The 22,237-nt window shown below is 63.3% G+C and carries 27 protein-coding genes; 14 read left to right on the forward strand and 13 right to left on the reverse strand.

Going from position 1 to position 22,237, the window contains the following annotated elements; all coding sequences use genetic code 11:
- Window positions 1–253: 253 nt before the first annotated feature.
- Window positions 254–847 carry a hypothetical protein gene (locus D3227_RS18190; protein WP_120015557.1) on the forward strand — a complete coding sequence of 198 codons (594 nt, stop codon included), beginning with the start codon at window positions 254–256 and terminating at the stop codon, window positions 845–847.
- On the opposite strand, the gene D3227_RS18195 is transcribed toward D3227_RS18190, so the two are convergent.
- On the reverse strand, window positions 844–1,947 hold the full coding sequence (locus D3227_RS18195; protein ID WP_120015709.1) for an NAD(P)/FAD-dependent oxidoreductase: 1,104 nt from the start codon (window positions 1,945–1,947) through the stop codon (window positions 844–846). The genes D3227_RS18190 and D3227_RS18195 overlap by 4 nt on opposite strands.
- Window positions 1,948–2,052: 105 nt before the next feature.
- Here D3227_RS18195 and D3227_RS18200 point away from each other — a divergent pair, with 105 nt between their 5' ends.
- Window positions 2,053–3,300 (forward strand): cytochrome P450, encoded by a 1,248-nt coding sequence (locus D3227_RS18200; RefSeq protein ID WP_120015559.1) that lies wholly within the window; start codon window positions 2,053–2,055, stop codon window positions 3,298–3,300.
- A 27-nt stretch (window positions 3,301–3,327) separates the two neighbouring features.
- Window positions 3,328–4,035, forward strand: a complete 708-nt coding sequence (locus D3227_RS18205; protein ID WP_245451789.1) for a transporter substrate-binding domain-containing protein — start codon at window positions 3,328–3,330, stop codon at window positions 4,033–4,035.
- 12 nt (window positions 4,036–4,047) lie between these two features.
- Here the strand turns inward: D3227_RS18205 and D3227_RS18210 are convergent, their stop codons facing one another.
- The 7 genes from D3227_RS18210 to D3227_RS18245 form a co-directional block, all read right to left on the reverse strand.
- Window positions 4,048–4,398 (reverse strand): cupin domain-containing protein, encoded by a 351-nt coding sequence (locus D3227_RS18210; RefSeq protein ID WP_120015562.1) that lies wholly within the window; start codon window positions 4,396–4,398, stop codon window positions 4,048–4,050.
- 5 nt (window positions 4,399–4,403) lie between these two features.
- Entirely contained in the window at window positions 4,404–5,684 is a 1,281-nt protein-coding gene (locus D3227_RS18215; RefSeq protein WP_120015564.1) for an O-acetylhomoserine aminocarboxypropyltransferase, read from the reverse strand.
- Between the two features lie 145 nt (window positions 5,685–5,829).
- The gene (locus tag D3227_RS18220) at window positions 5,830–6,351 is read right to left on the reverse strand and encodes a CoA-binding protein (RefSeq protein WP_120015566.1); all 522 of its coding nucleotides are present in this window, start codon (window positions 6,349–6,351) and stop codon (window positions 5,830–5,832) included.
- The gene (locus tag D3227_RS18225; RefSeq protein ID WP_120015568.1) at window positions 6,348–7,109 is read right to left on the reverse strand and encodes a GNAT family N-acetyltransferase; all 762 of its coding nucleotides are present in this window, start codon (window positions 7,107–7,109) and stop codon (window positions 6,348–6,350) included. Before D3227_RS18225 ends, D3227_RS18220 begins: the two co-directional genes overlap by 4 nt.
- Window positions 7,106–7,882 carry an AAA family ATPase gene (locus D3227_RS18230; protein ID WP_120015570.1) on the reverse strand — a complete coding sequence of 259 codons (777 nt, stop codon included), beginning with the start codon at window positions 7,880–7,882 and terminating at the stop codon, window positions 7,106–7,108. The genes D3227_RS18225 and D3227_RS18230 overlap by 4 nt, the downstream gene beginning before the upstream one ends.
- Before the next feature lie 10 nt (window positions 7,883–7,892).
- Window positions 7,893–8,315 (reverse strand): VOC family protein, encoded by a 423-nt coding sequence (locus D3227_RS18235; RefSeq protein WP_120015572.1) that lies wholly within the window; start codon window positions 8,313–8,315, stop codon window positions 7,893–7,895.
- 209 nt (window positions 8,316–8,524) lie between these two features.
- Window positions 8,525–9,346, reverse strand: a complete 822-nt coding sequence (locus D3227_RS18245; protein ID WP_120015576.1) for an enoyl-CoA hydratase — start codon at window positions 9,344–9,346, stop codon at window positions 8,525–8,527.
- 166 nt (window positions 9,347–9,512) lie between these two features.
- Here D3227_RS18245 and D3227_RS18250 point away from each other — a divergent pair, with 166 nt between their 5' ends.
- The 5 genes from D3227_RS18250 to rpsI all read left to right on the forward strand — a co-directional run bounded on the left by D3227_RS18250 (window position 9,513) and on the right by rpsI (window position 11,863).
- Complete coding sequence (locus D3227_RS18250; protein ID WP_120015578.1) at window positions 9,513–9,968, forward strand: PaaI family thioesterase; 456 nt, start codon at window positions 9,513–9,515, stop codon at window positions 9,966–9,968.
- A gap of 54 nt (window positions 9,969–10,022) precedes the next feature.
- Complete coding sequence (locus D3227_RS18255) at window positions 10,023–10,214, forward strand: type II toxin-antitoxin system HicA family toxin (protein ID WP_120015711.1); 192 nt, start codon at window positions 10,023–10,025, stop codon at window positions 10,212–10,214.
- A 21-nt stretch (window positions 10,215–10,235) separates the two neighbouring features.
- Window positions 10,236–10,634 (forward strand): type II toxin-antitoxin system HicB family antitoxin, encoded by a 399-nt coding sequence (locus D3227_RS18260; RefSeq protein ID WP_120015580.1) that lies wholly within the window; start codon window positions 10,236–10,238, stop codon window positions 10,632–10,634.
- Between the two features lie 280 nt (window positions 10,635–10,914).
- Window positions 10,915–11,379 carry a 50S ribosomal protein L13 gene (gene rplM, locus D3227_RS18265; RefSeq protein ID WP_006201860.1) on the forward strand — a complete coding sequence of 155 codons (465 nt, stop codon included), beginning with the start codon at window positions 10,915–10,917 and terminating at the stop codon, window positions 11,377–11,379.
- A gap of 1 nt (window position 11,380) precedes the next feature.
- Window positions 11,381–11,863 carry a 30S ribosomal protein S9 gene (gene rpsI / locus D3227_RS18270; RefSeq protein WP_120015582.1) on the forward strand — a complete coding sequence of 161 codons (483 nt, stop codon included), beginning with the start codon at window positions 11,381–11,383 and terminating at the stop codon, window positions 11,861–11,863.
- A 69-nt stretch (window positions 11,864–11,932) separates the two neighbouring features.
- On the opposite strand, the gene D3227_RS18275 is transcribed toward rpsI, so the two are convergent.
- On the reverse strand, window positions 11,933–12,835 hold the full coding sequence (locus D3227_RS18275; RefSeq protein WP_120015584.1) for a LysR family transcriptional regulator: 903 nt from the start codon (window positions 12,833–12,835) through the stop codon (window positions 11,933–11,935).
- Between the two features lie 93 nt (window positions 12,836–12,928).
- On the opposite strand from D3227_RS18275, the gene D3227_RS18280 reads away from it, so the two are divergent.
- Window positions 12,929–13,801, forward strand: coding sequence for an aldo/keto reductase family oxidoreductase (locus tag D3227_RS18280; protein WP_120015586.1), 873 nt, complete (start codon window positions 12,929–12,931; stop codon window positions 13,799–13,801).
- 83 nt (window positions 13,802–13,884) lie between these two features.
- Here the strand turns inward: D3227_RS18280 and D3227_RS18285 are convergent, their stop codons facing one another.
- Window positions 13,885–14,946 (reverse strand): glycerophosphodiester phosphodiesterase family protein, encoded by a 1,062-nt coding sequence (locus tag D3227_RS18285; RefSeq protein WP_120015588.1) that lies wholly within the window; start codon window positions 14,944–14,946, stop codon window positions 13,885–13,887.
- 95 nt (window positions 14,947–15,041) lie between these two features.
- Window positions 15,042–16,256 (reverse strand): acyltransferase family protein, encoded by a 1,215-nt coding sequence (locus D3227_RS18290; RefSeq protein ID WP_120015590.1) that lies wholly within the window; start codon window positions 16,254–16,256, stop codon window positions 15,042–15,044.
- Window positions 16,257–16,378: 122 nt separating this feature from the next.
- Between D3227_RS18290 and speB the strand changes: the two genes are divergently transcribed.
- The 4 genes from speB (at window position 16,379) to D3227_RS18310 (ending at window position 19,571) form a co-directional block, all read left to right on the forward strand.
- Window positions 16,379–17,380 (forward strand): agmatinase, encoded by a 1,002-nt coding sequence (speB, locus tag D3227_RS18295; RefSeq protein ID WP_120015592.1) that lies wholly within the window; start codon window positions 16,379–16,381, stop codon window positions 17,378–17,380.
- Between the two features lie 24 nt (window positions 17,381–17,404).
- Window positions 17,405–18,337 carry an N-acetyl-gamma-glutamyl-phosphate reductase gene (gene argC, locus D3227_RS18300; protein ID WP_120015594.1) on the forward strand — a complete coding sequence of 311 codons (933 nt, stop codon included), beginning with the start codon at window positions 17,405–17,407 and terminating at the stop codon, window positions 18,335–18,337.
- Between the two features lie 6 nt (window positions 18,338–18,343).
- Complete coding sequence (locus D3227_RS18305) at window positions 18,344–19,177, forward strand: aminoglycoside phosphotransferase family protein (RefSeq protein WP_120015596.1); 834 nt, start codon at window positions 18,344–18,346, stop codon at window positions 19,175–19,177.
- Window positions 19,178–19,259: 82 nt separating this feature from the next.
- Window positions 19,260–19,571: a hypothetical protein gene (locus tag D3227_RS18310; RefSeq protein ID WP_120015598.1), complete on the forward strand. Its 312-nt coding sequence runs from the start codon at window positions 19,260–19,262 to the stop codon at window positions 19,569–19,571.
- 23 nt (window positions 19,572–19,594) lie between these two features.
- Here the strand turns inward: D3227_RS18310 and D3227_RS18315 are convergent, their stop codons facing one another.
- On the reverse strand, window positions 19,595–20,686 hold the full coding sequence (locus tag D3227_RS18315; protein ID WP_120015600.1) for a COX15/CtaA family protein: 1,092 nt from the start codon (window positions 20,684–20,686) through the stop codon (window positions 19,595–19,597).
- 148 nt (window positions 20,687–20,834) lie between these two features.
- Here D3227_RS18315 and D3227_RS18320 point away from each other — a divergent pair, with 148 nt between their 5' ends.
- The gene (locus tag D3227_RS18320) at window positions 20,835–21,050 is read left to right on the forward strand and encodes a DUF2842 domain-containing protein (protein ID WP_120015602.1); all 216 of its coding nucleotides are present in this window, start codon (window positions 20,835–20,837) and stop codon (window positions 21,048–21,050) included.
- 52 nt (window positions 21,051–21,102) lie between these two features.
- Here D3227_RS18320 and D3227_RS18325 read toward each other — a convergent pair whose 3' ends face one another.
- A complete protein-coding gene (locus D3227_RS18325) occupies window positions 21,103–22,161 on the reverse strand; it encodes a polysaccharide deacetylase family protein (protein WP_120015604.1) in 1,059 nt (352 codons plus the stop codon).
- Window positions 22,162–22,237: the final 76 nt, after the last annotated feature.

Consider the following 22,237-nt stretch of genomic DNA (forward strand, 5'->3'; position numbering starts at 1 on the left):
CAAGTCGGGCAGAATCGGTTCTTGACAGTTACGTTGTAAATAGGATGCCGGCTCACCCTAGCGCAAGGCCGCCCCTCCTAGCCATCTGGTTAAGTCGAATCAAGCGTTGAGCGCAAGGAATTGAGGCCGGCGCCCGGTAGCAATTCCTTAACCGCGTCGCTTAAGGAAACGCGGCAAAATCACTTTCCCGCGATGCGCCTTCCGCTACACTTCTGCGTTGAACTGTACCACGAGTTCGCGAAGGGGGAGTGTCATGATCCAGAAAAGTCCTGCATCGCTCGCCGTTGCCGGCCTCGCAATGCTTGCCACTGCGTCCGAAACCGCCGCCGGCGGCCGCGCACTTGAATGTTACGAACCAGAGCACAGGCCGGCCCTCTACGACACCGTCTATGAGGACGTGATGGTTAGCCCTGGAGGGCAGTTGGTCGACTACGATCCGCCGATCTACGGCACGCGCGAGAGCGTGGAGCAGATCGCGCCGCCCCGCGTCACCTATGAGGTCGTGCCGGCCATCACGCGCACCATCTACCACACAGTCAAGGTCAACGATGGCGGCTATGCCTGGGAGTGGCGCGTCATCCACGGCCGCAAGGTGCTGTGCAAGGTCTGGCGCAAGGCGCGATATGCGCGCGTTGCCGAAACGGTGGTCGTCGAGCCCGAGCGCACGCGGCGCGTGGTCCTTCCGGCCGAGTATGAAAGCGTCGCCAGAGAAGTACTGGTTCGGCCGGAACGACGCCGCATCACCGAGATTGCGCCTGCATACCAGAGGGTAGCGCGCCGAGTGCTGGTGCAAGAAGGCTCCACCAAATGGCGGCGCGTGCATATTGCGCGGCACTGCCAGGATTAGGCCACCTCTGCCCGCAGCCATTTCTTCAGGCCGGCGACATCGCCGTCGCCGACTGCCGCCGCCACGCGCCGACCGACCGCGGCGCCGAATTTGTAGCCATGCCCGGAGCAGGCCGAGACAATCAGACACTTGCCTTTCTCATGCGCCAAGAACTTCTCGTCGGCGGTGAAGGTGTAGGCGCATGTGACGACCTCGGTCACGCGGTACTCCTCGATCCGGGCGATGGGCGGCGAGAACAGGTTGCGGATCACCTCCCCCTCGCCCGGCACAGGCTGGCGGTTCCAGTCGGCGTCGCTGCTCGGCACTCGGTGCAGCCCCGAGCCGAATTTCATGCCGGCGCCGCCGGAGGGCGGGATCACGTAGCCGTCGGTGGTGCCGCCGACGTCGAGGACGACTGGAGCAGCCTCCCAGGCAGCCTTCAGATCCGCCGGCGGTTCGACATAGGCGAGCGCGGTGCGATAGGTCTTCAAGTCGCCGCCGAGTTCCGGAAACAGTTTCAGCACCCAGGCACCGGCCGTGACGACGATGCGGTCGGCCTGCATGGTCTCGCCTGAGGCCAGCACGATGCGGCCGGCCTCGGCGTCGAGTTCCGTTACCTTGCTGTGTTCATAGACATTGGTGCCGTTCTCGCGCAGCCATGCGGCGAGGCCCGAGGCAATCTTGCGGCAATGCAGGGCGCCGCCCTCCGTCGAAAAATAGGCGTAGCGGAACGAATTGGGCTCGAGGAACGGCCAGCGCTCGACGGCAGCGGCAGGCTCCAGCAGGTCGAACGGATAGTTCCCCTCCTCGAGACCCTCGCGATATTCCTCGGCCTCGTCGCCCGGCTCGCGCGAAATGCAAAGGAAGCCTCTGGGATCGAGATGGTTCTCGCCGAGATCGGCCCACATCTCGTCCCAGGCTTCATAGGCTTCGGTGATCAATTGGCCATAGCCGGTTCCGGCACGGTAGGCGCGACGGATGACGCGGTGATGATCGCCGGATGCAGCGAGCGGATTGGGAATCGGCCCCTGCTCGACGATCGAGACGCTGTGGCCGGCCTTGACCAGCGACCATGCCGTCGAAAGCCCGGCAATGCCCGCGCCAACCACAATCACGTTCATCGAAACCATCCTTCCGCAGCCGCTTCTTCTGGCTCAATACATTGGATTGCCGGGCGCCAACATACGGTCTGGCAGCGGGCAGGCAAAGCGCGCTAATCATCTGGCATGACCGAATTGATGCCTTCCTATCTCGTGTTTGATCCAGCCAGCCGCCGCCTGCGGCTCGATCCGCATGAGGCGGCTTTCTTCCAGAACCCTTACGAGGCCTATGCCTTCCTGCATGGCGCATCGAGTGCCTTCTTCTGGGAGGATTACGGCTTCTGGTGCTTTGGCGGCTTCGACGACGTCAACCGGCTGCTGCGTGACCGCCGCTTCGGCCGCCAGAACCCGGCCGGCATTCCCGACAGCCGCGGTGTCGGCCAGGACCGCTCGCATCTCAGCGCCTTCGACGGCATCGAGGCCAATTCGATGCTGGAGCTTGAGCCGCCGGTCCACACCAGGCTGCGGACGCTGGTCAACCGCGCCTTCGTCTCGCGCCAGGTCGAGCGGCTCAGGCCGCGTGTCGAGGCTTTAGCCAACGAGCTGATCAACCGGTTCGAGCCTGATGGGGTCGACCTGCTGCCGTCCTTCGCCTCGCCCTTGCCGATCACCATCATTGCCGAAATGCTCGGGGTGCCGGTCGCGATGGGGCCGCAGTTGCTCGATTGGTCGCACCAGATGGTTGCCATGTACATGCATGGCCGCACGCGCCAGACCGAGGACACTGCCAATCGCGCCGCCCGCGACTTTTCCGACTTCCTGCGCGGCTATGTCGCCGAGCGGCGCAAGCAGCCGGGCGATGACCTACTGTCGCTGCTGATCGCGGCGCAGGAGGACGGCCAGACACTTTCGGAGGACGAACTGGTGTCCTCGGCCATCCTGCTGCTCAATGCCGGCCACGAGGCGACCGTGCACCAGACCGGCAATGCCGTGCGTTCGATCCTGGCGCAGGGCGGCGACCCCAGCCGCTTCTTCACCTCGCCGGAAGCAACTGCCGCGGCGGTCGAGGAATGCCTGCGCTTCGACGCGCCGCTGCATATGTTCCTGCGCTATGCCTATGAGGAGATCGAGGCAGGGCCCGGGATCGTATTCAAGCCAGGCGACAAGATCGCGCTGCTGCTCGGCATGGCCAATCGCGATCCCCTGGCCTTTACCGAACCTGCTGCTTTCCGGCCCGAACGCGGGGACCAGAAGAACGTGTCGTTCGGCGCCGGCATTCATTTCTGCATCGGTGCGCCGCTGGCGAGGCTGGAATTGCAGGTGTCGCTGAAGACCTTGTTCGAGCGACAGCCGCAACTCCACCTTGCGGAAGAGCCGCGCTTCCGCGACACCTTTCATTTCCATGGGCTGGAAAGGCTCGCAGTGGCTTTCTAACCAGCGACTGGACCAATGATTGAGACAATGAGATTCGCGTTCCTGCAGGAACCGCCCTTCTGCTTCACGGACGCGTCCGGGGTTTTGCGCGGCTGCGACGCCATGCTGGCCGAGAGGGTTTGCCAGCTGTTGGAGTTGGAGACCTTTTCGCCCGTCGAGACCGAATTCGCCGAATTGCTTCCGGGACTTGCCTCAGGCCGGTGGGAAATGACCACGGGTCTGTTCATTTCGGACGAGCGCCAGACGCTCGTCGACTTCACCCGGCCGATCTGGGTCTTGCAGGACGGATTGCTCGTCGCGAAGGGCAATCCGCGCGCATTCGACGGTTATCGGGCCGTCGCCAAGGACCATTCGGCCCTGATCGGCGTCATCTCAGGCCAGGTCCAGCATCAAACGGCCCTGCAAAACGGTGTTCCGCCCGAGCGTATCAGTATCTTCGCCACGCAGTCCGAAGCGGCCGATGCCGTTGCGGCCGGTGTGGTGCATGCCTATGCCAGCGTCGCCATGGCGCATCGCGGCTATCTGGGCAGGCACCCCGACGCACCTCTCGCGGTCATCGACGTTCCGGCAGCGGAAAAACAGCCGGCCGCTGGCGCTTTCGCGCTGGCTAAGGGCAATGCGGCGCTGCGCCAGCGCATCGATTCATGCCTGGGCGATCTGCTGGGCAATTCATGGCACCGCGAGATGATGCGCGAGTACGGATTTTCCGACGCCGACATCGATCGCCTGTTGTGATCCGGCCGACCGTCAGAGCTTGATCACATACTCCTTGCGGGTGGTTTCGAGCACTTCCCAGCTGCCCTTGAAGCCGGGCCTGAGCACGAAACTGTCGCCGGCCCTGACGGTACGCGCCTCGCCACCATCCTCGGAGATAACCGAGACGCCCGACAGGACGTGGCAGAACTCCCACTCGTCATAGACGATGCGCCATTTGCCCGGGGTCGATTCCCAGATGCCGGCATAGAGGCCGCTATCCCGTTCCTCGACATTCCAGGTGCGGAATTTTGGATCGCCCGAGATCAGGCGATCCGGCGCCGGCGCGCCGGCTTCCGGCTCGACGCCGTCGCTACCGACGGACAAGAAGTTGGGCGCTGTCATGACAATCAGACCTTCTCCAGCGCCTGTTCCAGGTCGGCGACGATGTCGTTGACATCCTCGATGCCGATGGAAAGCCTGACCGTGTCGGGCCCTGCGCCAGCCTTGACCTTCTGCTCGTCGGAAAGCTGGCGATGCGTGGTCGAGGCCGGATGAATGACCAGCGACTTGGTGTCACCGACATTGGCAAGGTGCGAGAACAGTTCGAGCGCCTCGACGAACTTGACACCCGCCGCATAGCCGCCCTTGAGGCCGAAGGTGAACACCGCGCCGGCGCCGAGCGGCGAGTACTTCTTCTGCAGCGCGTTGTTCTTGTCGCTGGGCAGGCCGGGATAGTTCACCCAGGCGACCTTGGGGTGGTTGGACAGCCAGCCGGCGACGGTCACCGCGTTGTCGCAGTGGCGCTGCATGCGCAACGGCAAGGTTTCCAGTCCGGTCAGGATCAGGAAGGCGTTGAAGGGCGAGATCGCCGGGCCGATATCGCGCAGGCCGAGCACGCGCGCGGCGATGGCGAAGGCGAAATTGCCGAAAGTCTCGTGCAGGACGATGCCGCCATATTCGGGGCGCGGCTCCGACAGCATCGGATACTTTCCCGACTTCGACCAGTCGAAGGTGCCGCCGTCGACAATGGCGCCGCCGATCGAATTGCCGTGGCCGCCAATGAACTTGGTCAGCGAATGCACGACGATGTCGGCGCCATGTTCGATCGGCCGCACCAGATAGGGCGAGGCTAAAGTGTTGTCGACGATCAGCGGCAGGCCGTGCTTGCGGGCGATGTCGCCGATCTTCTCGATGTCGACGAAGACGCCGCCCGGATTGGCCAGGCTCTCGATGAAGATCGCCTTGGTTCTGTCGTCGATCTGGCTCTCGAAGGTCGAGACGTCGTCGGTATCGGCCCAGCGCACCTGCCAGCCGTAATTCTTGAAAGCGTGACCGAACTGGTTGATCGAGCCACCGTAAAGCCTTGTCGCAGCGACGAAATTGTCGCCGGGCTGCATAAGATTGTGGAACACCAGGATCTGCGCGGCATGACCCGATGCGACCGCAAGTGCCGCGGTGCCGCCCTCGAGCGCGGCGACACGTTCCTCGAGCACCGCCTGCGTCGGGTTCATGATGCGGGTGTAGATGTTGCCGAACGCCTTCAGCCCGAAAAGCGAGGCGGCATGATCGGCATCGTCGAAGACATAGGAGGTGGTCTGGTAGATCGGGGTCGCCCGTGCCCCCGTCGCCGGATCGGGCTTGGCGCCTGCATGGACGGCGAGCGTGTTGAAACCGGGCGCACGGGTCATCGAAAACCTCCCTTTAAAATCTCTCAAAATCGCCGGGCATTCTTGGCGAAGCGCGCGTGCGAATGCAAAGAAGAAAATGCCTTTCGGCGAACGATCCGCGGCCGGTGAGCGAGAAAATGCACCAGACTGCGGAATAATTTTGCGCCTACTTCTGGCGCACGCCGAAACTCTGGAATCCCTGGCGCATGATCGGTTTCTTCGACGACAGCACGCCCGAGTTGACGCCGGTCCAGCCGATCTCGCCGGACAGCTTGCCATATTCGATCTTGGGGCAACGGTTCATCACCACTTTCATGCCGGCGGCCTCGGCGCGCGCGCCGGCCTCGTCATTGCGCACGCCAAGCTGCATCCAGACGACTTTCGGTAAGGGGTCGAGCCGCAAAATCTCCTCGATGACGCCAGGCACGGCCGCCGAGCCGCGAAAGATGTCGACCATGTCGATGGGTTCAGGGAGATCGGCGAGCCTGGCATAGACGGCCCGGCCGAGGATCTCCTTGCCGGCATGTCCCGGATTGATCGGGAACACCGAGAACCCCTTGGCCAGCAAATATTTCAGCACGAAAAAGCTTGGTCGCACGTCGTTGGCGGACGCGCCGACCATGGCGATGGTCTTCACCGAATTGAGGATGCCGCCGATATAGGCATTGTCGTAGCTGTCGTGGTTCATGCGGCAATCGCCTTCCTGCGGTAGTGATATCGATAGAGTTCGCGGCTGAATCCAAGCGAGGCATAGAGCGCGCGAGCCGGCGTGTTGTCGGCAACCACCTGCAGGCAGCCGGCCGCGGCGCCCGAGCGTCGCGCCCAACAGATTAGGCTGCCCACCGTCTTGCGCCCCAATCCTTGCTGTCTGAACCTGCCGTCGGTCTCGACCGCTTCGACGACAAGCAGGCTGTCGCGGATGACGCCATAGGCCAGGGCGGCAATTTCATTGTCGCGCGCGCACGACACGAACGCTTTATCGCCGGCAATCAGCCCGGTCATGTGGCGAAAGATGCGGCGCTCGGCCCCGTCATAGGCGCCTAGGCGGAACCGTGCCGCGAGCCAGTCTTCGCCCGGCAGCGTTGAAATCGTGACCGCTTCGTCGCGCACCTCGGCCAAATCGTCGATCCCCGCATAGAGATGGATCGTCCCACCTTCCGACTGGTATCCGCGACCGTCGAGCGCAGCCTCCAGTTCGGCAGCGATGTCCGGCACTCGGAACATAGGTGTCTGGCCGTGGCCGGCGTAAAGGGCCTCGGCGGCATCAATCACGGCGTCAGGCGCGCCGCGCCTGCCACGCAAGGGATTGGCCGAATTGGTGCGCCGGATCCTGCCGCCCGACCGCCTGAGAAGCCAGCCGTCGGTGACCACCTCAACGGCAGCCGGCCAGCCTTCGCGGCAAGCCTGCTCAACCCGCCAGTTGAGATCATCATCGCCGAAGGTCACTCGTCATCCTCTCTGAGCGCTTCGTCCATAAACGCCTTCGGGTCGATACAGAAGTCGCGCATCATGCGGAAATGGTCGGTATCCTGAAAATCGACCGGATCGAGCCCAAAGCGGCTTATGCGGAAGAGACGCGCGCCGGGGCAGGCCATCAGCAGCGGCGAATGCGTCGCCATGATCACCTGTGCCGTGCTCGACTGGTCCATCCGCCTGAGCAGCCTGAGCAGTTCGATCTGGCGCGTCGGCGACAAGGCGCTTTCGGGCTCGTCGAGGATGTAGATGCCTTGCCTGCGGCAGCGCTCCTCGAAGAAGCGGATAAAACCCTCGCCATGCGACCACGACAGGAAATCCGGTGGCGCCCCACCAGAATCCAGCGCCGCCTGATCGAGATAGCGGGCCACCGAGTAGAAGGATTCGGCGCGAAAAAACCAGCCGGCGGTGACCTTGGGCAGCCAGTGGCCACGCAGCGTATCGGCCAAGGCTGCGCCGCTCTTGTCGATGGCGGCGGTATGATCGACCGGCCTATAGCCCTTGCCGCCGCCGGCCTCGTCGTAACCGGCGAGCGCACCGATCGCCTCGAGCAGCGTCGATTTGCCGGTACCGTTCTCGCCGACGATGATGGTGATCGGCGTGGTGAATTCGAGTTGGAATTCCTGGCCGCGGAAGATCGGCAGATTCCAGGGGTATTTTTCCCAGTCCGCGACCCGCGCCGGCTCGAGCAGGATGCGCTTGAGGTAGGGCGCCTTCAGCCGCGTCAGTTGTTTGCGAGGCGCCATGCGGAAGCGGTCAGGCCGGCAGGGAGATCGACCCGTCTTCCGCGATCGGAAAGGCCGGATTGTGCGCCACTTCCCAGACATGCCCGTCGGCATCAGCGAAATAGCCGTACCAGCCGCCCCAGAAGGCGCGGCTAGCTGGTTTGACGATACGGCCGCCGGCCTTCTCGGCCAAGGCAAGCACCTCGTCGACCTCAGCGTCGGAGCGGGTGTTGTAGGCGAGGTAGACCGCCGACGGCGCCTTCGAGAAGCTGACGCCCGAATCTTCCTCGGCGCTGGCGCGCGGGAACAGGCCGAGAATGGCGCCACCCATCTGGAAGAAGGCGACGCCCTCGGTGATCCCGGCATGGCGTTTCAGCCCCATCGCCTCGTAAAAGCGCGCGGCGCGCTCGAGATCGTCTGTCGCGATGGTGATGATCGATATGCGAGGTTCCATTTCTGTATACACGCCACTTGTTGTCTTCAATATTTACATATAAATACGTTTATACACCAAGTAAGATACGAAAGCAGTACTTAACGCCCATAGAACCATCCGTATGGAAACCAAAAAGTTCTGATATTTCCGCTTTTCTGCCCATGCAAGCAACTTCGTGAGAAGGATGTCGAGAAAATCGCTCACGCCAACCTCGCGCCACTTCGGTGTCATTCCTCCGTCCATTCCGGCTTGCGCTTGCCGATGAAGGCGCCGATGCCTTCCTCGGCGTCGCGCGCCAGCATGTTTTCCACCATGACGCGGCCGGTATAGGCATAGGCGTCGGAGAGGCCCATCTCGGCCTGTGCGTAAAAGGCTTCCTTGCCGGTCTTGATCACCAAAGATGATTTGGAAGCAATGGTTTGCGCGTATTTGGTGACAATCTGATTCAGGTATTGGCGCGGCACGATGCGGTTGACGAGGCCGAAATGCTTGGCCGTCGCCGCGTCGATGGTTTCGCCGGTCAGAAGCATCTCCATGGCGTGCTTGCGCGAGACGTTGCGCGACAGCGCCACCATCGGCGTCGAGCAGAACAGGCCGATATTGACGCCTGGGGTGCAGAAGGTCGCATCATGCGAGGCGATGGCGAGGTCGCAGCTTGCCACGAGTTGCAGCCCGGCCGCCGTGGCCAGGCCGTCGACCTCGGCGATGACAGGCCTGGGGTGACGCACGATCGTCTGCATCAACGCCGCGCAGGCGGCGAAAGTCTGCGCGAAGAACGCCTTGCCCTTGTCGGCGTCGGCGCGATGCAAGGACAGTTCCTTGAGGTCGTGTCCGGCGCAAAACACTTTTCCGGCGGCCGCGAGGACAATGACTCGGACGGATTTGTCCGCTTTCGCGCGGTCGAACTCCGCCGTCAAAGCCGCCATCACAGCAAGCGACAAGGCATTGGCCGGTGGGTTGACGAGCGTCAGCCGCAACACGCCCTTGTCCAGGTGTGAGACGACCGGACCTTCGGCGACGACCGGCTTGATGGCAACGATTTCGGCCATGGGTCCAACCTCTCTGTCTGCCCGCTCGGTGGATGCGCGAGCCATGGAACAAAAGAACTAGCATGCTGCCGATTGAAGAAAAGCCACGAGACGTGTTTTCTCGAACCCGACAATTGGCCCAGCCGCACGCCTTGAGCCCATACCGGCTCCATATAGGAAACCGCCGATGCCCGCCCAAGACAATCTCAAACCGGTGCTGACGGCGGCGGAAGTCAATGCGCTGATGGGAACCGTCTACCCGCAACTCAACGAAGAGTTCAGTTTCTATCAGGCGCTCGAGGTGTTTCCCGGCGGCTGCACCGTGCGGCTCAATGCGGACGCGCGGCATCTGCGCCCCGGCGGCACCGTGTCTGGCCCGTCGCTGTTCACGCTGGCCGACATTGGCGGCTATGTCTGCGTGCTCTCGCATGCCGGGCCGGACGCGCTGTCGGTGACCACCAACCTCAACATCAATTTTGTCCGCAAGGCCGAAGCCGGGCCGATCGACGGCCACTGCCGCATCCTCAAGCTTGGCAAGAGCCTGATGGTGTTCGACATCGATATCGTCGCGGGACCGGACGGGCACACGGTCGCGCACGCCACGGGTACCTATTCGATCCCGCCGAAGCGAATATCCTCCTGACAATTGAATTTTTTCATTTGATGTGTATATATATGCGCATAAGTGACCTTTGCACTGGAACGTGACAGCCGCAAAATCGTGAAGCGCCTCAAGGATGAAGGTTTCGAGCTGATTTCGGTGCGCGGCTCGCACCTCAAATTTCGCAAGGGCGCGATCGTGCTGATTGTCCCTCATCCGGAAAAGGATCTGCCAACCGGCACCGCTCGCGCAATTGCCAGGCAGGCAGGCTGGATAAGAACGATCTGAAGCGCTTGGGAGACCCCCTTTATGAAAAACTACTTCGCATTGGTCGATAAAGACCCCGGCAGCGCCTTCGGCATCCGCTTTCCTGACATTCCCGGCTGCTTTTCTGCTGCGGACGAGGCAGAGGATATCGTGCCGAATGCGGTTGAAGCCCTGCAATTGTGGGCGGAAGATATGCCCGTTCCCGAACCGTCGAGCCACGAAGCAATCCTTGCGCTTCCAGACACCCGCAGTGCTCTCGCAGAAGGCGGCTATCTGGTCTCGGTACCGCTCATCGACAATGACAGTGCCGTCGTCAGGGCCAACGTGACCTTCGAGCGCGGTGTGCTGCGGGCGATCGACGCAGCAGCGCGCGAACGCGGCATAACGCGATCAGCATTCCTCTCCAGCGCAGCCCGCAAGGAAATCGAGGCCAAGCATTGACCTTCCAGGACTTGCGCAGTCGCGCGACTATTTTTGATGTGGTAAAATAATACCTTTTTACCAAGCTATTGTTTTTGCTACATTTTACGCGTCGATATGCTTTTCCTGCGCCTTGACGCGTACAACGCCCTCCCCTATAAGCCCACACGAAGCAGCGGCCCGCAAAGGCCGCCGTTTTGTTATTGGCGGCGGGCAAGTGCCTGTCACCAATCCAAGCAACAAGAAACGCCTTTCCTCGTCGTTCGTGAATGGGGAAGGTCAAACCGAAAGCGATAAATCCATGCCAACCTTTTCGCAGAAACCTGCGGATGTGGTGAAGAAGTGGGTGCTGATCGACGCCGAAGGTCTCGTCGTCGGCCGCCTCGCCACTGTCATCGCCAACCATCTGCGCGGCAAGCACAAGCCCACCTTCACCCCGCATGTCGACGACGGCGACAACGTCATTGTCATCAACGCCGACAAGGTGGTGTTCACCGGCAAGAAGTTCACCGACAAGGTCTATTACTGGCACACCGGTCACCCCGGCGGCATCAAGGAGCGCACCGCGCGCCAGTTGCTCGAGGGCCGTTTCCCCGAGCGTGTCGTCGAAAAGGCCGTCGAACGCATGATCCCGCGTGGTCCGCTCGGCCGTCGCCAGATGAAGAATCTCCGCGTCTATGCAGGCACGGAACATCCGCATGTCGCCCAGCAGCCCGTCACACTCGACGTCGGCGCGCTGAACGCCAAGAACAAGAAGGCTTCGTAAGATGGCTGAGCTTTCCTCGCTCGCAGAACTCGGAACTGCTACCGGCAACACGAATACGCAGCCGGCCGCACCCGTCCATGTCCAGAAGCTCGACAAGTCGGGCCGCGCCTATGCCACCGGCAAGCGCAAGAACGCCATTGCGCGTGTCTGGGTGAAGCCGGGTTCCGGCAAGATCGTCGTCAACGACAAGGAATTCGCGACCTATTTCGCGCGTCCCGTCTTGCAGATGATCCTCAACCAGCCGATCATCGCGGCCAACCGCGCCGGCCAGTACGACATCGTCGCCACCGTTGTCGGCGGCGGCCTGTCCGGCCAGGCGGGCGCCGTGCGCCACGGCATCTCCAAGGCGCTGACCTACTACGAGCCGACGCTTCGCTCCGTGCTCAAGAAGGGCGGCTTCCTGACCCGCGACAGCCGCGTCGTCGAGCGCAAGAAGTACGGCAAGGCGAAGGCCCGCCGCTCCTTCCAGTTCTCGAAGCGCTAAGCGCTACGAAGTTTGGACGATCCAAAGGCCGCCTGCGGGCGGCCTTTTCTTTTGGTGTAACGGCAGATCTCAGGCCCCGCCATCCTTGACGAAGTCTATGAACGCCCGCAGCGGCGCCGGCACAAGGCGCCGGCCGGGATAGTAGAGGAACGGTCCCGAGAAGCTCTGCCACCATGGCTCGAGCACAGGTTCGAGCGCGCCGCTCTCGAAGTAAGGGCGAAGCCAGTCCTCGAAGAGGCAGACAATGCCGGTGCCGGCGATGGCGGCATCGACGGCGAGATCGGCCGCCCCGCCCAGGGTCACGAGAAGCGGCCCGGTTGGATCGACCCGCACCACCTCGCCGTCGCGCTCGAACTCCCACGGCGGCATCGCGCCGCTGGCGAAACGACCGCGCAGGCAGGCATGACCGAGCAGGTCGCCTGGATGTTCCGGTCTCCCATGGCGGTCGAGATAGGCAGGGCTGGCGGCTGCAGCGAAGCGCTGCACGCGCGGTCCGATCGCCACCGCGATCATGTCCTGCTCCAGCCGCTCGTCATAGCGGATGCCGGCGTCGCAGCCAGCGGCCAGTACGTCGACAAAGCCCTCTTCGGCGATCACCTCCAGCCGGATGCCGGGATAGGCGGCGAGAAATTGCGGGACGATTGCGGGCAGCACCAGGCGCGCAGCGCTGACCGGTACGTTGAGGCGCAACGTGCCGGCCGGCTGGTCGCGAAATCCGTTCACCACATCGAGTGCCGCCTCGACCTCGTTCAGGGCTGGGCCGAGCCGCGCCAGCAAGCCGGCACCGGCGTCGGTCAAGGCGACGCTGCGCGTCGTGCGATTGAACAATCTGACGCCGAGTTGCGCCTCCAGGCGGCGGACCGCCTCGCTCAGGCCCGATGCGCTGCCGCCGCTGGCACGCGCACCTTCGCGAAAACCACCGGCACGCGCCACTGCCAGGAAGGCATTGAGATCACCCAGTTCGACATTCATTGTTCGTATTCCCGCACAAGTCGTGCGGATCGTACCGGATTATCGTGGCACGGACCAACGCCTATCTCTGCTTTGCTTGAAAGGAGATAGATCATGTCCCGCATTGACCAATCCGATAGATTTGCTCTCGGCGACCACTCCGTAAAACGGCTTGGGTATGGCGCCATGCAACTCGCCGGCCCCGGCGTCTTCGGCCCGCCCATGGATCGCGACGGGGCGCTGGCCGTGCTACGCGAGGCCGTCGCATCCGGCGTCAACCACATCGACACCAGCGACTTTTACGGCCCGCATGTGACCAACCAGCTGATCCACGAAGCGCTGTCACCCTACTCCGACGATCTCGTCATCGTCACCAAGATCGGCGCCCGCCGCGGCACGGACGGCTCATGGCTGCCGGCGTTCTCGCCGGAGGCGCTGACCCAGGCGGTGCACGACAATCTGCGCAATCTCGGGCTCGACAAGCTCGACGTGGTCAACCTCAGGGTCATGTTCGATACGCATGGTCCCGCCGAAGGCCCGATCGAGGCGCCGCTTACGGTCTTGGCCGAGCTTCAGCGGCAAGGCCTAGTGAGGCACATTGGACTGAGCAACGTGACGTCGGCGCAGATCGCGGAAGGACGCCGGATCGCCGAGATCGTCTGCGTGCAGAACCAGTACAATCTGGCGCATCGAGGTGACGACGCCCTGATCGACGACCTCGCCCGCGAGGGCATCGCCTATGTGCCGTTCTTCCCGCTCGGTGGCTTCAGTCCACTGCAGTCGTCGACCTTGTCGGGCGTCGCGGCGCGCCTCGGTGTCACGCCGATGCAGGTCGCGCTCGCCTGGCTGCTGCGTCGAGCACCCAACATCCTGCTGATCCCCGGCACGTCGTCCGTCGCGCACCTGCATGAGAACCTCGCAGCAGCCGAACTCGCACTGCCGGAGGATGCGCTGAGAGAATTGGACGGCGTGGCGATGGCCGCCTGAAAGCAATCTTTGCGGGCTGGGCTGTCACCCCACCCGCGCCTGCGGTGCGACCTCCCGGTGGGATGATGGCATCGGCGTCAGATCTAGTTGATGCTCGCCGTGTTGGCGGGCTCAGCCGGCTTCGCGTCATCGGCATATGGCACACGAAAACCATTGGCCGCCAGCCAGCCGATCGCCGCCTTGGGCTCGTCGGTCTGGATGATAGTGGCGCCGCGCTCGGCCCAGAAGCCATAGGTCTCAGCTGGCAGGCTGGCCTGCACCGCCAACTCGTCGCCACGGCCGCCGGAGAGAAAACCGCCAGGCTTGTTGACGATGGCGTAGGTGTTGGCCCAGATGTGCCAGCCACCCCGCACCGACACGGCGCGCATGCGGGTGCTGAACAACGGACCGCCGGTCTTGGTCAGCGTCTCGGCCCCTGCCCGCCAGTTGATCAGCTCGATCGCACCAGGCGAAAAGGCCTTGCCGACCTGTTCGGCGAAGGCTGCGTCATGCACGGCGTCGTCGGCGATGATCGGCATGAACTGGAAGCCGCCGCCGGTCTGAGCCAGGGCCGCCTTGACGCTGTCTATCCGTTGCTGGTTCCAAAGGTTCTCCTTGACGATCACCTGATCGGCCATGCCGAGATCGCGCGCGACCGCGATCATGCCCGGCAGAGCCTGGACATCGAGCTTGTTGTCGAGGTTGATCAGGATCCGGTCCTTGGTCGTCATCAGCGTTTCGCGCAGCGTCGAGACCGTTTCGCCGGATACGGCGCCGGTGCCTTCAACGACCAGCCGGCATTTCCTGAGTTCCGCCAGCGTGTTCTTGACCACCTCACCCTTGCAATTCGTCGTGCGGTCGAGCCAGCTGTCATGCATGACGACGAATTCGCCGTCCTTCGAACGCCTGATGTCGACCTCGACGATTTCGGCGCCCATGGCGATCGAGCCTTCCACGGCGGCGATCGAATTTTCCGCGTAAAGCGTCTTGCCGGCCTGCATGCTGCCGGCGCGGTGCGCGGCCACCATCACATGGTCGCGCCACTGGTTGGCGTGCTCGAAGCGGTCAAGGATCTGCCTGGCGCGGGTTTCGCCGGCCGAGGCGTGGCCGATCGAGACCGCAAGCGCCGCGCTAAGCAGAAGAAGGCTTCGGCAAATAGCCTGCATCGAGAATCGCTCCGTTCCGGATCGGACCCCGGATAGGCGATGCGCGTGACAGGCCGGTGAACGAAGCCGGCTAGCAGATCGGTGGCGGCAGGGCGTCAGATGCGCTTTGCGAGCCGACGGAACCAGGCCAAAGCCGGCATCTCGACGAAACGCCATGTGAACCAAGAGGCGACGATTGTGGCGATGAGCATGGCAACGATCGCGGCAAAGCCGAGCCATGGCGAGGCGGCGCCGAAGCCGGTCGCGGCCTCGCCGCGTACGGCGATATCACCGACCAGCCCAAGACCGAGCTTGCGCTCGATCAGCGCGGCGACATTGATCATGCGCGCCTGCACGAAGATGTGGACCATGTAGATGGAATAGGAGAGCGCACCCAGCGTCAGCATCGGCCGGCTGCGCAGCAAGGCGCTGACCAGCCCACCTTCATGGGCAAAGAGATAGAGCGCCAGCGCGAAGACGAAGGGCGCCGCGATGCCGGCGTCATTGGTCCCCGCCAGCGAGACGAAGAGGCCGATCGCCGCAATCATCATGATCTCGGCCAGTGTCCACGCCAGCCGGGCACGGCTGCCGGCCAGCGACTGTCGCGCCTCCGCAATGGAATCGTGCTGAAACCATGCCAGAAGCGCGCCAAGCGAAAAGCCGTAAAGGCAGCGGATGAAGCCGAAGTCGAAGGATACGTCCATATGCCTGTTGGAGAAGGCAAGCAGGAACAAAGGTGCGGTGAGCGCGGCGGCCACGAACCAGATCCAGGCCCGCTGCCCGGCGACGAAGACGACGCCGGCAAACATGAGATAGGCGAAGAACTCGGCCGAGATGCTCCAGCTCGGCGCGTTCCAACTGAGATGATCATCGAGACCCATGCCTTGCAGCAGAAAGAGATTCGTCACGAGGCTTTTGACGTCGAAGCCGCCGGTGAAGGGTGCGGCGCCCGTGCCGTGCAATTGCGGCAGCAGCAGCCGCAGTATCTCGAAAGCGGCAAAGGCCGCGAGCATCACAAGATGCAGCGGATAGATGCGGCCGAAACGCACCAGCGCAAAGTGCGCGACTTCGTCCGGCTCGTTCAGCCGGCCGGCGTAGGAGCTGGCGATGACGAAGCCCGACAGCACGAAGAAGAAATCGACGAACAGATAGGAAGCGCCGACGAAGGCGCTTTGCGAAATCATCGAGCTGGTCGGGAAGTGGAACAGCGCCACCAGCAGCGCGCAGATGCCGCGCCAGGAATCGAGCACCAGGAAGCGCTCGCCCGCTTTCGTGCCGGTCCGGGTCGCCGCGGGAACATGGACTGGATTGAGAAAGGCGGTCTGCGTCATGATGATACAAATCCTGTGCTGCCATGGCACTCACCGAGCGCCATTCCGTCTCCCCAAGCTGTGACTGGCATGTTGCGTGCCGGTTCTGTAGTTGTGGCAGCCCGACAAACCGAGGATCCGTAATGGCGAACCAGAACATCGACCACGCCTTCACCGCCCGCTCCAAGACGGGCGCATCCTTCGAGCCGACCTATGCCGGCGCGCTGTCGTTCATGCGACGCAAATACACGAAGGACGTGAAGGGCGCGGACGCTGTGGTGTGGGGCATTCCCTTCGACGCCGCCGTCACCAACCGGCCCGGTGCGCGATTCGGATCGCAGGCGATCCGCCGCGCATCGACCATCCTCGACAACGACCCGCAATATCCGTTCTCGCGCGACCTGTTCGAGCATCTGGCGGTCGTCGACTATGGCGATTGCCTGCTCGACAGCGGCAACCACCAGAAGACGCCCGGCACGATCGAGCGCGAGGCGGCGAAGATCCTGAAATCAGGCGCCTTCCTGTTGTCGCTCGGCGGCGACCATTTCGTCACCTGGCCATTGCTCAAGGCGCATGCCGCCATCCATGGACCGCTGGCGCTGGTGCAGTTCGACGCCCATCAGGACACCTGGCCTGATGACGGCAAGCGCATCGACCACGGTTCGTTCGTCGGCCGCGCAGTGAAGGAAGGCATCATCGACCCCGACCGCTCGATCCAGATCGGCATCCGCACGCATGCGCCGGATACATTCGGCATCAAGATCCTGTACGGCCACGAGATCGAGGAAATGCGGGCGTCCGACATCGCCTATGCCATCGTCGACCGCACCGGCGGCAGGAAAACCTACCTCACCTTCGACATCGACTGCCTCGACCCGGCCTTCGCGCCCGGTACCGGCACGCCGGTCGCCGGCGGTCCCTCCTCGGCGAAGATACTGTCGACGCTGCGCCAGCTCGGCCAGATCGATATAGTCGGCGCCGACGTCGTCGAGGTTGCGCCGGCCTACGATCACGCCGATATAACGGCAATCGCCGGTTCGATGGTCGCCATGCACTATCTCGGCCTGGTGGCGGAACGAAAGGCGCGTCAGGAAGAGCTGAGCAACGGCAATCATGGCGCAACGAATCACGGTCACGGCATTTGAAATATCAGGGAATTTGATCAGGCAATGAAACCGAAAATCTTCATCGATGGTGAGCACGGCACGACTGGTCTGCAGATCAGGGCGCTGCTTGCCGAGCGCGGCGACCTCGAGATCATTTCGATCCCCACCGAGCGCCGCAAGGAAACGGCGGCCAGGGCCGAATTCCTCAACGCCGCCGATGTCGCGATCCTGTGCCTGCCGGACGCAGCCGCCAAGGAAAGCGTTTCGCTGATCGAGAACGACACCACCAGGGTGATCGACGCCTCGACCGCGTTTCGCGTCGCCGAGGGCTGGCAATACGGCTTTGCCGAGATGGACAAGGATCAGGCGAAGAAGATCGCTTCGGCGAAGCGCGTCGCCAATCCCGGCTGCTGGCCGCAAGGGCCGATCGCGACGCTGCGCCCACTGGTGTCGGCTGGCCTGGTGCCGCCGGATTTCCCGGTCACCGTCAATGGCATTTCGGGCTATTCGGGTGGCGGCCGGCCGATGATCGAGGACTATGTCGCCAAGGGCGAGGATGCCTCGGAATTCCTGCCCTATGGGTTGACCCTGCAGCATAAGCACGTGCCTGAGCTCAGGACCTATGCGAAGCTGTCGCATGACCCGATCATGCAGCCGGCAGTCGGCAATTTCGCGCAAGGCATGATCACGGTGGTGCCGCTGCAACTCGGCGGCCTCGACCGCGTGCCGACCGGTGCCGAACTTCACGCCGCGATCGCCGACCATTACGCGGCGATAGAGGGCGGCGTGGTCGAGGTGGCGCCCTACGCGCATCTGGAGCGCCTGCCGGAGATCGATCCGGAAGTCTACAACGGCACCAACCGGATGAAGGTCTATGTCTTCGCCAATGACAACCGGGCCCAGGCGCTGCTCATCGCCGTCTATGACAATCTCGGCAAGGGCGCCTCGGGTGCCGCCGTGCAGAACATGGACCTGATGCTCGGCATCACGCGTTGAGTGTAGATGCCGGAGTTCCCGCAGCGCTGGAAGGTCAGCGCGCCTGAACTCATTGCCGAAACCTTTTCCAGCCGCATCTGGAAGGTTTGGCGCGAGGACGGCCAGCCTGCGATCGTCAAGGACCTGAAACCCTTCGACGATGTCCAGGACGAGTTGCGCGGCGAGCATTTCCTGGCCTGGCGGCGCGGCGAAGGCGCAGTCCGGCTGCTCGGCCGCGACGGTCACCGCATGCTGCTCGAATATGCCGGCGACACCCTGCTGTCGCAGGTGCTGAACAAGCAGGGCGACAACGCCGCCACCGCGATCGCGGCCGAGGTGATGGCAAGGCTGTTCTCGCCGTCAAAGCACCCTGCCCCGCCGGACCTTCAGCCGCTCAGGGAACGGTTCGTCAGTCTGTTCAAAAAAGCCAGGCACGATCGCGATGCGGGAGACGTGAGCCTCTATGTCGAGGCGGCCGCCATCGCCGAGCGGCTGCTTGCCGACCCGCATGACATCAGGCCGCTGCATGGCGACCTGCACCACGACAACATCATGTTCGGGCCACGCGGCTGGCTCGCCTTCGACCCGAAGGGCGCGCTCGGCGACCCCGGCTTCGATGCGGCGAACATGTTCTACAACCCACTAGAGCGCGACGATCTCTGCCTCGATCCGCACCGTATCGCGCATATGGCCGAAATCTTTGCAAGGACGCTTGGCCAGACCCCGCCCGCCATCCTCGACCACGCCATCGCCTATGGCTGCCTGTCGGCGGCGTGGCACCACGAGGACGGCAACGCGGTCGACGAGAACCGAGAGCTGTTGATCGCCAGGACGATCCGGACGGTGCGGCGCAATTTCTGAGCGGCTGTCCCACAACACGCTAACCGCCTGTTCACCATGGTGGCCTACAAACGAATCCGGCAATCACAAAGGGATTCGGGGCATGGTCAGCGCGGTTTCAGGCTCATCTCAGGCGACGCAGATTTCTTCGTCCAGTTCCTCGAACAATGCCTCGCAGGAGGCCGCGCTGGAAAAGCAGATCCAGGCCAAGGAAGAAGAGGCTAAGACGGTCGAGGACCAGATTCAGGCCACCAAGCTGCAGCAGGAGATCGCCGCGCTGAAGGCCAAGCTCGCCGCACTCAAGGCCGCCGACAAGGCCGCCCAGCAGGAGCAGTCGCACCCGTCCACCGCTGCCGCCCGGCAGGCTGAGTTCGATGGCGACACGAAGACCACATCGAACGAATTCTGGATGTGACCTTCGAGCCCGGATAACTGGCGTCAGGTCCTGACGGCTACCTCGTGGGGTAGCGGATACGCGCCCTTGGTGCCGCGCCAATGCGCGGCGGCAAAACCCAGCAGGACAAGCGCAAAACCCTGATGGGTCAGTGCCATGTGCAGCGGCACCTGCATCAGCAGCGTACCGATGCCGATCGAGGCCTGCACCAGGACAATCAGGAACAGCAACGTCGCACGGCGGGCATGCGTCGTACCTCGCAGGCGGATGCGCGTGGCGATCATGTGCCAGAGCGCGACCACGAAGACCGTATAGGCGCCGAGCCGATGGACGAACTGCACCGTCTTCGGGTTCTCGAAGAAATTGCGCCAGGCTGGCTCGAGCAGCAAGAGATCGCCGGGGATCACCTTGCCATCCATCAGCGGCCATGTGTTGTAGCTCAGCCCGGCGTCAAGCCCGGCGACCAGCCCGCCGAGATAGATCTGGACCAGCGCCAGAAGCACGATGAAACCGGCCAGCCGCTGTGTCGAGCGGTCGGCAGCCGGCTCGGAATGCGGAGCAAGCCCACGCGCGACCACCATAGTTGCCGTGAAGATCAATGCTGCCAGCGTTAGATGCGTCGCCAGCCGGTACTGGCTGACGGAGACGCGGTCGACCAGACCGGACGCCACCATCCACCAGCCGATCGCACCCTGCAGGCCGCCAAGCAGCAGAATGCCGACCAGCTTTGGCCCCAGGCGGCTCTCGATGCGGCGCGTCGCCCAGAAGAACAGCAGCGGCAGGGCAAAGACCACACCGACACTGCGCGCCAGGATGCGATGCACCCATTCCCACCAGAAGATCGACTTGAACGCCTCGATGCTCATGCCCTTGTTGAGCTCGGTGTACTGCGGGATCTGCTGGTAGCGCAGGAACTCTTCCTGCCACTCGGCGTCGTTGAGCGGCGGGATGACGCCGTGGATCGGCTGCCATTCGGTGATCGACAGGCCGGACTCGGTAAGCCTGGTGGCGCCGCCGACCAGCACCAGCGCGACCAGCACCAGAAGCACGACATAGAGCCAGCCGCGCACAAGCGCCCGGTTGTGCAGGTCGCGATCGCGGCCAGCGTAAGGTGCCGCGGCGGTTATGGCAGCCATGGGCTCATCCCGGTTGAAGTCGCGGATTGGTGAACCATAGCATGCTTGCTGGCAAGACAGGGCGGCGCGGCACGCCGTCGCGCCACGTCTGCAAGGTTGCGCGCATCCCCCATTCGGCCTAATCGATACCGGTCAAAGAGAGCGCGAAATGCCCATTCGCCTGAAAAAGCTGATCGGAACCTTCCTGCTGGTGGCGCTGGTCATCATCTATGCGATGGTGGCGTCGATCGTGGCGGTCGCCCAGCTGTCGGAGTCGGGCCCTCTCGTGCATTTCCTGTTCTTCCTGTTCAGCGGTCTGCTCTGGGTGCTGCCGGCAATGGGCATCATCAAATGGCTGATCCTGGAGCCCCGGCCGAAGGGCTGACCGCTACTTCCACAAGTGCTGATGTTCGGGACCGTCCGGTCACGCTGTCGCCTCAGATGGTGACGACCATCTTTCCCGCATTGGCCAGCGGCGTCGTCACGCCCGACAGCATGGTGCGGATATGGGCGAGGCTCTGGTAGCGGCCGTTGACCGAAATGCGCGGCAGCGCGAGCAGGAAGCCGGAATGCTCAGCACGCAGCACGCCATGGCGCGTCGTCACCGCCGAGGCATAGCCGGCATCGCGGGCAAAGCCGACCTCGCGGCAGCCGACGGCGCTGGCATAGCCATAGGGATAAGCGAGATGGCGCGGCTCCTCGCCCAGTCGCGTCTGCAGGATCCGCCTGACGTCGCCGATCTCGCGGCGCGCATCGGCCTCCGAAAGTCGCTTCAGATTGACGTGGTTGATGGTATGGGCGCCGATGGTCACCAGCGGATGAGTGGCCATGGTGCGGATCTCGTCCCAATTCATGAGCGTGCTCGGTTGCTGGCCGTCCAGCTTGATGCCGTTCATGCGCGCGAATTCGTGCAGCGCCGCGCGCAGGTCCTCCTCGCGGACCTCCAGCGTCAGCCAGGTATGCAGGCGGTTGTTGGCCTGCAGCTTCTTGCCTCGCGTTGAACAGTCGATCGTCACCGGGCCATCCGGCGTCGCCAGCGTCAGCCGATCGCGCGCATTGACGATATCCTCGACCACGTCCCACCACAGATCGGCGGCGCCGTCGATCAGCCCCGGCGCGACATAGATGGTGATCGGCGCGCCGTGTTTTTCCAGCACCGGCAGTGCCTCGGTCATGTTGTCGCGATAGGCATCGTCGGCGGTGATGGTGGCGAACTGGCCGCCCTTGCCGCCAGCCTTGATGCGCTCGATCGCCTCGTCGAGCGAGACGAAGGCGTAACCGTCTGCCTTCATGTCGGCGATGAGGGCATCGAGGAAGCCGGGGGCGATGTTGAGATGCCGGTTGACGCCATCGGGCTTCTCCGGCGTCGCGGTGACCCGGTGTAGCATCAGGATGGCGCCGATGCCGCCGACAAACGGCTTTGCCAGCGGAGCAAGGCCGGTATAGCGGGCGACGTTGAGCGCCAGTTTCCTGATTGCCTCGCCCCCGTCGATCATTCCTTCACCTTTTGCGCCTAGGCTCATCCAAGCACGGAATGCGCCCACGCGTACCCCCAATCGGGATGAATACGCC

Origin of the sequence: Mesorhizobium waimense (genome assembly GCF_003601975.1) — a bacterium.
In the GTDB taxonomy this organism is placed as follows: domain Bacteria; phylum Pseudomonadota; class Alphaproteobacteria; order Rhizobiales; family Rhizobiaceae; genus Mesorhizobium; species Mesorhizobium waimense.

What these genes read in the sequence shown, in the direction of transcription:
- D3227_RS18325 (WP_120015604.1), bottom strand. Translation starts at nt 22,161, where the DNA reads ATGATCGACGGGGGCGAGGCAATCAGGAAACTGGCGCTCAACGTCGCC.
- D3227_RS18230 (WP_120015570.1), bottom strand. Translation starts at nt 7,882, where the DNA reads ATGGCGCCTCGCAAACAACTGACGCGGCTGAAGGCGCCCTACCTCAAG.
- rplM (WP_006201860.1), top strand. Translation starts at nt 10,915, where the DNA reads ATGCCAACCTTTTCGCAGAAACCTGCGGATGTGGTGAAGAAGTGGGTG.
- D3227_RS18215 (WP_120015564.1), bottom strand. Translation starts at nt 5,684, where the DNA reads ATGACCCGTGCGCCCGGTTTCAACACGCTCGCCGTCCATGCAGGCGCC.
- argC (WP_120015594.1), top strand. Translation starts at nt 17,405, where the DNA reads ATGAAACCGAAAATCTTCATCGATGGTGAGCACGGCACGACTGGTCTG.
- D3227_RS18200 (WP_120015559.1), top strand. Translation starts at nt 2,053, where the DNA reads ATGACCGAATTGATGCCTTCCTATCTCGTGTTTGATCCAGCCAGCCGC.
- D3227_RS18305 (WP_120015596.1), top strand. Translation starts at nt 18,344, where the DNA reads ATGCCGGAGTTCCCGCAGCGCTGGAAGGTCAGCGCGCCTGAACTCATT.
- D3227_RS18320 (WP_120015602.1), top strand. Translation starts at nt 20,835, where the DNA reads ATGCCCATTCGCCTGAAAAAGCTGATCGGAACCTTCCTGCTGGTGGCG.
- speB (WP_120015592.1), top strand. Translation starts at nt 16,379, where the DNA reads ATGGCGAACCAGAACATCGACCACGCCTTCACCGCCCGCTCCAAGACG.
- D3227_RS18235 (WP_120015572.1), bottom strand. Translation starts at nt 8,315, where the DNA reads ATGGAACCTCGCATATCGATCATCACCATCGCGACAGACGATCTCGAG.
- D3227_RS18260 (WP_120015580.1), top strand. Translation starts at nt 10,236, where the DNA reads ATGAAAAACTACTTCGCATTGGTCGATAAAGACCCCGGCAGCGCCTTC.
- D3227_RS18290 (WP_120015590.1), bottom strand. Translation starts at nt 16,256, where the DNA reads ATGACGCAGACCGCCTTTCTCAATCCAGTCCATGTTCCCGCGGCGACC.
- D3227_RS18205 (WP_245451789.1), top strand. Translation starts at nt 3,328, where the DNA reads ATGAGATTCGCGTTCCTGCAGGAACCGCCCTTCTGCTTCACGGACGCG.
- D3227_RS18195 (WP_120015709.1), bottom strand. Translation starts at nt 1,947, where the DNA reads ATGAACGTGATTGTGGTTGGCGCGGGCATTGCCGGGCTTTCGACGGCA.
- D3227_RS18310 (WP_120015598.1), top strand. Translation starts at nt 19,260, where the DNA reads ATGGTCAGCGCGGTTTCAGGCTCATCTCAGGCGACGCAGATTTCTTCG.
- D3227_RS18245 (WP_120015576.1), bottom strand. Translation starts at nt 9,346, where the DNA reads ATGGCCGAAATCGTTGCCATCAAGCCGGTCGTCGCCGAAGGTCCGGTC.
- D3227_RS18190 (WP_120015557.1), top strand. Translation starts at nt 254, where the DNA reads ATGATCCAGAAAAGTCCTGCATCGCTCGCCGTTGCCGGCCTCGCAATG.
- D3227_RS18275 (WP_120015584.1), bottom strand. Translation starts at nt 12,835, where the DNA reads ATGAATGTCGAACTGGGTGATCTCAATGCCTTCCTGGCAGTGGCGCGT.
- D3227_RS18220 (WP_120015566.1), bottom strand. Translation starts at nt 6,351, where the DNA reads ATGAACCACGACAGCTACGACAATGCCTATATCGGCGGCATCCTCAAT.
- D3227_RS18280 (WP_120015586.1), top strand. Translation starts at nt 12,929, where the DNA reads ATGTCCCGCATTGACCAATCCGATAGATTTGCTCTCGGCGACCACTCC.
- rpsI (WP_120015582.1), top strand. Translation starts at nt 11,381, where the DNA reads ATGGCTGAGCTTTCCTCGCTCGCAGAACTCGGAACTGCTACCGGCAAC.
- D3227_RS18250 (WP_120015578.1), top strand. Translation starts at nt 9,513, where the DNA reads ATGCCCGCCCAAGACAATCTCAAACCGGTGCTGACGGCGGCGGAAGTC.
- D3227_RS18315 (WP_120015600.1), bottom strand. Translation starts at nt 20,686, where the DNA reads ATGGCTGCCATAACCGCCGCGGCACCTTACGCTGGCCGCGATCGCGAC.
- D3227_RS18210 (WP_120015562.1), bottom strand. Translation starts at nt 4,398, where the DNA reads ATGACAGCGCCCAACTTCTTGTCCGTCGGTAGCGACGGCGTCGAGCCG.
- D3227_RS18285 (WP_120015588.1), bottom strand. Translation starts at nt 14,946, where the DNA reads ATGCAGGCTATTTGCCGAAGCCTTCTTCTGCTTAGCGCGGCGCTTGCG.